The 7,544-nt window shown below is 63.7% G+C and carries 5 protein-coding genes; 1 reads left to right on the forward strand and 4 read right to left on the reverse strand.

From position 1 onward, the window contains the following. The first annotated feature begins 134 nt into the window (after positions 1-134). Positions 135-1,910, forward strand: a complete 1,776-nt coding sequence (locus VHD36_15975) for a hypothetical protein (GenBank protein ID HVU88821.1) — start codon at positions 135-137, stop codon at positions 1,908-1,910. Between the two features lie 55 nt (positions 1,911-1,965). Here the strand turns inward: VHD36_15975 and VHD36_15980 are convergent, their stop codons facing one another. The 4 genes from VHD36_15980 to VHD36_15995 form a co-directional block, all read right to left on the reverse strand. Further along, positions 1,966-3,372, reverse strand: coding sequence for a DUF805 domain-containing protein (locus VHD36_15980; protein ID HVU88822.1), 1,407 nt, complete (start codon positions 3,370-3,372; stop codon positions 1,966-1,968). Positions 3,373-3,541: 169 nt separating this feature from the next. After that, positions 3,542-4,966: a class II fumarate hydratase gene (locus tag VHD36_15985; protein ID HVU88823.1), complete on the reverse strand. Its 1,425-nt coding sequence runs from the start codon at positions 4,964-4,966 to the stop codon at positions 3,542-3,544. A gap of 146 nt (positions 4,967-5,112) precedes the next feature. Then, positions 5,113-6,426, reverse strand: coding sequence for a leucine-rich repeat domain-containing protein (locus tag VHD36_15990; GenBank protein ID HVU88824.1), 1,314 nt, complete (start codon positions 6,424-6,426; stop codon positions 5,113-5,115). Positions 6,427-6,481: 55 nt separating this feature from the next. Next, positions 6,482-6,934: a DUF393 domain-containing protein gene (locus tag VHD36_15995; GenBank protein HVU88825.1), complete on the reverse strand. Its 453-nt coding sequence runs from the start codon at positions 6,932-6,934 to the stop codon at positions 6,482-6,484. Positions 6,935-7,544 lie beyond the last annotated feature (610 nt).

Raw genomic sequence — 7,544 nt, forward strand, 5'->3', positions numbered from 1 at the left:
CCAACTCGGTTAATCCGCGGTCGCCGGAAGTGGTACGCTTCAGTAGCGGCCGGGTCGATGTTGGGAGAAGTCGTTGGCTCCCAAAACGGTGCGGCCCCGGTGGCTTGGAAAACCTCACTCCTCGGGCACATTCTGTGAGCACGGTCGTCGATCATCCGCCCACCGCCGCTGGATACGATCCGGCCGCCGAATACGGGCGTCGACTGGCCGCCCGCCAGGCGACGGTACATCGGGCCGCGCGGTGGAACGGGCGGATCGCGCTGGGCCGGCGGCTGATGCTGTTCGCCGTCATCGGTTACGTCGTCTTCGACCCCACCGAAGCGCAAGCCTTGATCCCCTTGGGCATCGCCCTGATCCCGCTTTTGTTTTGGCAAAACGCCGTATTGCGCGTGTGGCGCCGGGCGAGCCGCGCGGCCGCCTACTACGAGGGCGGACTGGCGCGACTCGAGAATCGCTGGATCGGCCGCGGTGCCGATGGCCGCCGCTACGTGAACGACGCACACCTGTACGCCGAGGATCTCGACATTTTCGGTCGCGGCTCGTTGTTTCAATTGCTCTGCACCGCGCAAACTCCTATGGGGCAGGACACGTTGGCCGGATGGCTGTCGTCGCCCGACGATCTGCCGGTGATCCGCACACGGCAGCAGTTGGTGCGCGAGATGGCTTCGAGCCTGGACCTGCGCGAGGCGCTCGCCTCGCTCGATGCCGACCTGGGCCGGGTTGTGCCCGGGGCCCTGGTACGATGGGCCGACGCGGCGGCGATCTGCCCGTCGCTCGTTTCGCGCGTCGTCGGCGTGGTGGCGGTGTGGGGCGCGACGATCGCATTCGTGGGCGCGCTGGCGGCGGGGGGCCGCTGGTGGCTGGCGTTCTTCGCTTTCGGCATTCTGGAAGCCGTGTTTTACCTTTCGCGCCGTGGCGCGGCGCGCGACGTCGGTCGGCACGTTGGAGACGCCGGGTTCGCGCTGGGCGTTCTCTATCGCCTGCGCGCGGAATTGCATCGACGCGCCGACGTGCCACGTGCGCTGGCCGGGCAAACCGCCGCGATCGACCGGGCTCTGGCGATGCCTTTCGGTTGGATGGCTGAAATCTACGGACTGTTCCTGCAGAACAGCTTTCTGCACGCCCTCAAGGTGCAAGGCATGCCGCTGTGGGAAATCTGGCGGCTGCGGGCACGCCCGGCCGTGCGCGCGGCGCTAGCCGCGGCGGGCGAAGTGGAGTCCCTCGCGGCGCTCAGCGCCTACGCCTACGAACGCCCCGCCGATCGTTACCCGGAGCTTGTCGACGATGGGCCGCTGTTTGCGGGCGAGGGGTTGGCCCACCCGCTGATGCCGCCCGGCGTGTGTGTGCCGAACGACGTGTCGCTCGGCGGCGAGCGATGCCTGGTGCTCATCAGCGGCTCGAACATGTCGGGCAAAAGCACGCTCCTGCGCACGGTCGGCACCAACACCGTGCTGGCCCTGGCCGGCGCGCCGGTGCGGGCCGCGCGGCTCACGGTTTCGCCGATCGTCCTCGGCACGGCCATGCGTTTTCGCGACAGCGTTCATGAAGGGGCATCTTATTTTTATGCCGTGCTGAAGCGGCTGCGAACTGTACTCGACGTCGTCGATCGTCGGCGGCCACTTTTATTTCTGTTCGATGAAATCCTGCAGGGCACCAATTCGCAAGACCGTCTGACCGGCGCCGAGGCTCTGATGCGCAAGCTGCTCGACGCCGGCGCGATCGGCCTGATGACCACGCACGATCTGGCACTGACGCAGATCGTCGACGATCTGGCGCCGCGCGCCGTGAACATGCACTGCGAAGACCAGGTCGAAAACGGCCAGATGACCTTCGACTACAAGCTCCGCCCCGGGGTAGTCACCAAGAGCAACGCCCTGGCGCTCATGCGTGCGATGGGGCTGGACGTGTAGCGGCCACGGAAAAGGCGACCGGCAGATTTCGCAGATTGATTGAAAGCCCGGCAACTCACTCCGCGTCGCTCTCGGCCAGGTCTTGGATGTGCGCGAGTACGCGCTGGTGAATGCGGTGGATCAACAGGTCGGACCATAGCGTCCAGTAGGCTTGCGGGAACATGTTGATCGTGTACCAGGTGCGTCCGACGAGCCGCGTCCTGCCATCGGGCAAGCTTTCCAGCGCGAACTCGCCCCGCTGACTACGCAGGTGATGATCCAAGTGCGGTGGACGGATGCCGCGGTAAGGACTTAGCTCGAACATCGGGTCAGGCTGATCCGTCACGTCGAACGCCAGCCGGCGCGGCTCGTCCCATGCGGTGATCGGCTCGACGAATTCTCCCGTTGTGAACTCGCAGTAGCGCACCGCGCCCGCGCCGTGGCCCACGATCCGCGCGCGTTCCGGGCAGGCAATGCCCCATCGGAAATACCAGGCGCGCTCTGCCGGCAAATCTGGAAAGCTGACGACGCGCTCCCAAACCGCCGGCGCAGGTGCGTCGATTTCGACGGTGCTGGTTACGACGCGCTCGACAGGTTGGGCGACATACGCTTCGACCGCGGCCACCAGCGGCAACACGAACACGGCGGCCATGAGGTCGGATTGCCTCGGGCGCGCTCCCTCGGCAATCGCTTTGCCCAGGAGCGCCCCCATGGCTCCGGTCGGAATCAATGTCGGCATGGCCATGGCAATGCATACCACTCCCTCCAGGGCGAACAGCAATAACGCCACGCAGGCCAACGCCAAGCAAGCAATTCCAACGGCCATCGACGAACTGCGGCTGTACGCGTGTTGGCGGTTATAAACGTACGCGGCGGTCGCCGACATAAGCAGTGGCGTGCCGATGAACAGCGCAGCGCCGTAATTCTCGAACAGGAAAACGCTGACCGCCATCATGACACCACCGACCGCAAAGCCCGCAAATACGGCCAGGACAGCGTCGCGCGGCTGATTATGTCCCCGAGGCATTCGCGCGGCCGGTGTCCAAGTCTCGTCCGCGCTGCTCGGCTCGCCGCACATGGCGGCCATGAATCCCAGATTGATGATCGGAATGAGGACCAGGAACCCCGCCCACGGAGAGTGCCCCGCGTCGGCGACGCGCCGTACACTCATCGAAAGGGCGATCCAGAGAAATGGAAGCGACCAGACGAACATCGCCCAGGCCAACCACTCAGGCGCTTGGGCCAACAGCTGCGTCCTCGCACTCAGCAGAGGATTTATGAAATCCCACGGCATGTACGTGGCGGACGCAAAGTACCAAATCGCCAGCGCTTCGACAGCGTACTTCAGCGCCATCAGCGTGATGCCCACGCCCGCATATTGTCCGCGCGTGACGCGCTGCGACACGCCGAAGATCAGCCGTAGCCAATCCGCAAACCGCGTAGGACGATTTCTAACTGGCGCTGCCGGTTCTTGCGCGGTCATCGGAATGCCTGCGGGCCGAGTGGCACGTGCGATAACCCGAACGGGGTCCGCGCACAGGGCCTGTGATTGAACCGCAGGAGCTGGCTGTCAATAACGGACTTTTTCCCTCGCCACCAAAACCAAGGCGCGCGCGACACCCGCCTTCTATTGAGCATGGGTGGTCGGTTCGTCACGCCTTCGGCTCGGTCATGCTCCACGGATCGAGGGCTTTTTTCAGCGTGTCGGCCGGCAGGATTTGTCGCTCCTGGCACAATTCGCGGATGGTCTTGCCCGATTTCATCGCTTCCTTGGCGAGCTTCGCCGATTCGTCGTAGCCGATGTAGGGAATCAGGCTCGTCACCATCGACAGGCTTTTCTCGACGCTGGCCTCGCAGGCCGCGGCGTTGGCTTCCATTTCTTCGGCGCAGAAATCGACGAACGCCCGCGTCACGCCTGACAAGAGGGCGATGCTTTCGAGCGTCGTCTGGCCCATGACCGGCATCATGATGTTCAACTGGAACTGCCCGCCGGCGGCGCCGCTGATTGCGATCGTTTGATCGTTCCCCATCACGCGCGCCGCGACCTGCATCATGCTTTCGCACATCACGGGATTGACCTTGCCCGGCATGATCGAGCTGCCGGGCTGCCGGTCGGGCAGCATGACTTCGTAGAACGCGCAGCGCGGGCCCGAGCCCAGCCAGCGAATATTGTTCGACACGTTGAACAGGGTCATGGCAATGGTGCGCAGCAGGCCGTGGCATTCGACCAGTCCGTCGCGCTGGGCATTGGCCTCGAAATGATTCTTGGCTTCGACGAAGGCGATGCCCGTCTCGCGCACCAGGGCCGCGGCCACGCGGCGGCCGAACTCGGGATGCGTGTTGATGCCGGCGCCGACCGCGGTGCCGCCGGCGGGCAGCTCCAAGATCGATTTCTGTGCCAGACGCGCGCGTTCGATCGACAGTTCGATCTGCCGGGCGAAGCCGCCGAATTCCTGCCCCAGCCGCAGCGGCGTGGCGTCGGCCAGATGCGTGCGGCCGATCTTGATGATCTTATCCCATTCCTTTGCTTTTCGCGCGAGCACGGCGTGCAGCCGGTCGAGCGCGGGAATCAGATCGTGCTCGATCGCGCGGCCGACAGCCACGTGGATGGCCGTGGGGAACATGTCGTTGGTGCTTTGCCCCATGTTCACGTGATCGTTGGGATGGATCGGCTTGTCGGCCTTGAAGCGATCGCCGCCGGTGATTTCGATGGCGCGATTGCTGATCACCTCGTTGGCGTTCATGTTGCTCGACGTGCCCGACCCCGTCTGAAAGACGTCGATCGGGAACTGATTGTCAAACTGGCCGTCGGCCACTTCGCGGCAAGCCTGCATGAGCGCGGCCACCTGCTTGTCGTTGAGCGGGTTTTTGCCGGTGCCGGTCAGCTTGCCCAGGTCGTTATTGGCCGTGGCGGCGGCGAGTTTGACGAGCCCGAGCGCGTGAATCAACGGTGGCGGCAACTGCCAGCCCGACACGGGAAAATTTTCGACCGCCCGCTGCGTCTGGGCGCTGTAATAGGCCTGGGCCGGAACGCGCACCTCACCCATCGAGTCGCGTTCGATACGGAAGTCGGACATCGGTACCCTCGGTGCGAATAATCTATCGTTGCGAAGCAGAAAAAAGACGTCAGCCAAGCGCGTTCATAATAGTGTCTCTTCACGCGAGCCGACAGGGCCACCGCATGTGCCTTCGGGTCCGCCAAATCAAGTCGCTCGAGCGCCGGCTAGCGCGTGATCAGCAGCTCGGGGCGCGCGATCGTCAGATTGGCGGCCACCACGGCGCTGACCTGCGTGCCGCTGATGTCGAGCGTGACGAGCTTCGGGAAACCGGAGAAAGCACGCACGGCCTCGTCGGTAATCTTCGTATTCCGCAGCGAGAGCATTGTCAGCTGGGGTAGAGCCGATAACGCTACCAGGGCACGATCCGACACTTGCGTGCCGTCGAGTCGAAGCCATTGCAAATCGGTCAACGTGGCCAGTACGTCCAGGCTCGCATCGCTAATGTTCGTGTCGACGAGTTCGAGCGATTCGAGATGGCTCAGCCCAGCGAGATGTGCAAGAGCTTCGTCCGTCGTCGGGGTTTTGGAAAGATTCAATTCTCGCAGCGACGGCAATAATGCCACTTCGGCCAGTGCGTCGGGGACGAGCGCGTCGCTCGACAGATCGAGCTCGCGCAGCTGCGCGCATGACGCCAGGTTCTTCAGTCCCACGCCGGTTACGGGCGTGTTCGAAAGATCGAGGCGCTGCAGCTGCGCGCACGACGCCAGGCTTTTCAATCCCACGCCGGTTACACGCGTGTTCGACAGGTCGAGATACTTCAGCCTGGTCGCTAGCGCGATATGGGCGAATACCGCGTCGTCCACGTTCGCGCAGCGCCTGAGGCTGAGAAAGGTCAGCCGCGGACATGCGTTCAGATCGGCCAGTTGCTCCTTGGTGACGTTCGATCCTTCGAGGCCCAGCCCTTGTAAATTCGTCAGACTCGCCAGCCCGGCCAAGGCGGGCCCCTCGAGCCGCGCTTGCGATAGCCGGATCGATCGCAGGGAGGGACTTGCCGCCAGGCTTTGCAACAATTCGGCGTCGACCGCCGTATCGGTGAACGAAGCTGTATTCAGTTTTTTAAACCGGGCGAGTTCCGCGGCCGTTTCGGGCCCAAGTTGCACCTCGGACAGTTCGAGCCATTGAACGTCGGCAAACGGCCCGAGGAGAGCGGCCACTTCGCCATCGGTCAGCCGTGGATTTCGCAGCGAGAGAGAATCGGCCTTGGCCAGAAAAGCCTCGCCCCCAAGCGCGCGGAGCCAATCCGATCGGTTGGCGCTGAGAGTAACATCGCCGCCGGCCGCGCGAAGAGCGTAAACGCCGGGCGACAGCCACGGCTCGTGCCAGCGAAACTTGAAGATCACGCCCACGAGCGCCACGGCAACGCACAAGACGACGAGCGAGCGCCGCAACTGCGGAGAGGAAACACGCGGCGCCGACGTTGAGGTGGGCACGTGCGGCGGTGAAACGGCACTGGGCTTGTCGTCACTCGACGCGTGCATGGCGGTGCTAAGCTTCGTGTCGTTGGGCGTGGTAACCGAGATGGAGTGCGCCCGGTTACACGTGCAGCCGGCAACTGCCGTCGTCGCAGCTTTCCACGCGGCCGAACCGGTAGCGACGATTGGCCACTTGCCGATACATCCAGCTCCACAGCGGCATCGTGCCGGGCAGGTGCAAGAGCGGCGCCAGCCACCACAGCCTTGGCAACCGGCGCGACAGATAACGAATGGCCGCCGCGCCGCCATGCCGGCCGCCGCGGCGATCGATGATCCACATCTCGCGCATCAGATCGTCGTACGACAAATCGGGATAGCGCACCGCGACGCGCGAATCGTGCAGCGACAAGTACGCCAGCCGACCGGCCGCGAACCAGCGCTCGATGAAGCGAATTTGCGCCGTGCAGATCCGGCAGTTGCCGTCGTAAATCACCAGGTCCGCCAGCGGACGCTGATCAGGTCCCGGCAAGGCGGACTGACTGGGCGCGACAGACGTTTCTAACACGCTGGCCATGGCAGGAACTCTCGAACGGGCAAGCGCTCACCCCGGAAAGGGACAAGGAATTATACCCCCTGGTCCCGCATTCTTGAAAACCCGGGCTTTCCGGTCCTGGTGCTAACCGCCAGAAAGCCTTGGATTTAACCGCAAATGCGCCCGATCGAAGGGAGGGCTGTCGCGGCCCGGAACGTTTCCAGGCATCCAACGCGCGGGTCAAGAAATACAATCCGCAGTGTTCATGCCGCCCGAGCGGCACCCGAAGGCATGAAAATATGCGTTGGCGGTTATGTTTCGACGTTGGCTTCCGGGCGATTTACTGAGCAGATTTCACAGATTCCGCAGATTTATCGAGCCGGAAGCTGCCCGCGACAAGCACGCGATCCATGCAGTGCTCATGATCGACGCCAGCAATACCTCATCGGTGACATCTGCGCAATCTGCGGATGTGTGGACAAGCTCTTACGGCAAGCAGCGATTCATGGGGCAGCGGCCGCGGCCGGCTCGGCGGCGTCGAGCTTTTGCAAATCGGCCGTTAGCTCATCGATCAAATGCGTCAGCCCCTTGATCTTCTGTTCTTTGTTCTCCAGCTCGGCCGCATCGCGGCGCGAGACCTGAAGCTGCTGAG

It is taken from the genome of Pirellulales bacterium, from assembly GCA_035546535.1.
In the GTDB taxonomy this organism is placed as follows: domain Bacteria; phylum Planctomycetota; class Planctomycetia; order Pirellulales; family JACPPG01; genus JACPPG01.

Bases quoted from the DNA above. Each gene is read 5' to 3' on its own strand.
- VHD36_15980 (HVU88822.1), bottom strand. From the start codon at position 3,372: ATGACCGCGCAAGAACCGGCAGCGCCAGTTAGAAATCGTCCTACGCGG.
- VHD36_15995 (HVU88825.1), bottom strand. From the start codon at position 6,934: ATGGCCAGCGTGTTAGAAACGTCTGTCGCGCCCAGTCAGTCCGCCTTG.
- VHD36_15985 (HVU88823.1), bottom strand. From the start codon at position 4,966: ATGTCCGACTTCCGTATCGAACGCGACTCGATGGGTGAGGTGCGCGTT.
- VHD36_15990 (HVU88824.1), bottom strand. From the start codon at position 6,426: ATGCACGCGTCGAGTGACGACAAGCCCAGTGCCGTTTCACCGCCGCAC.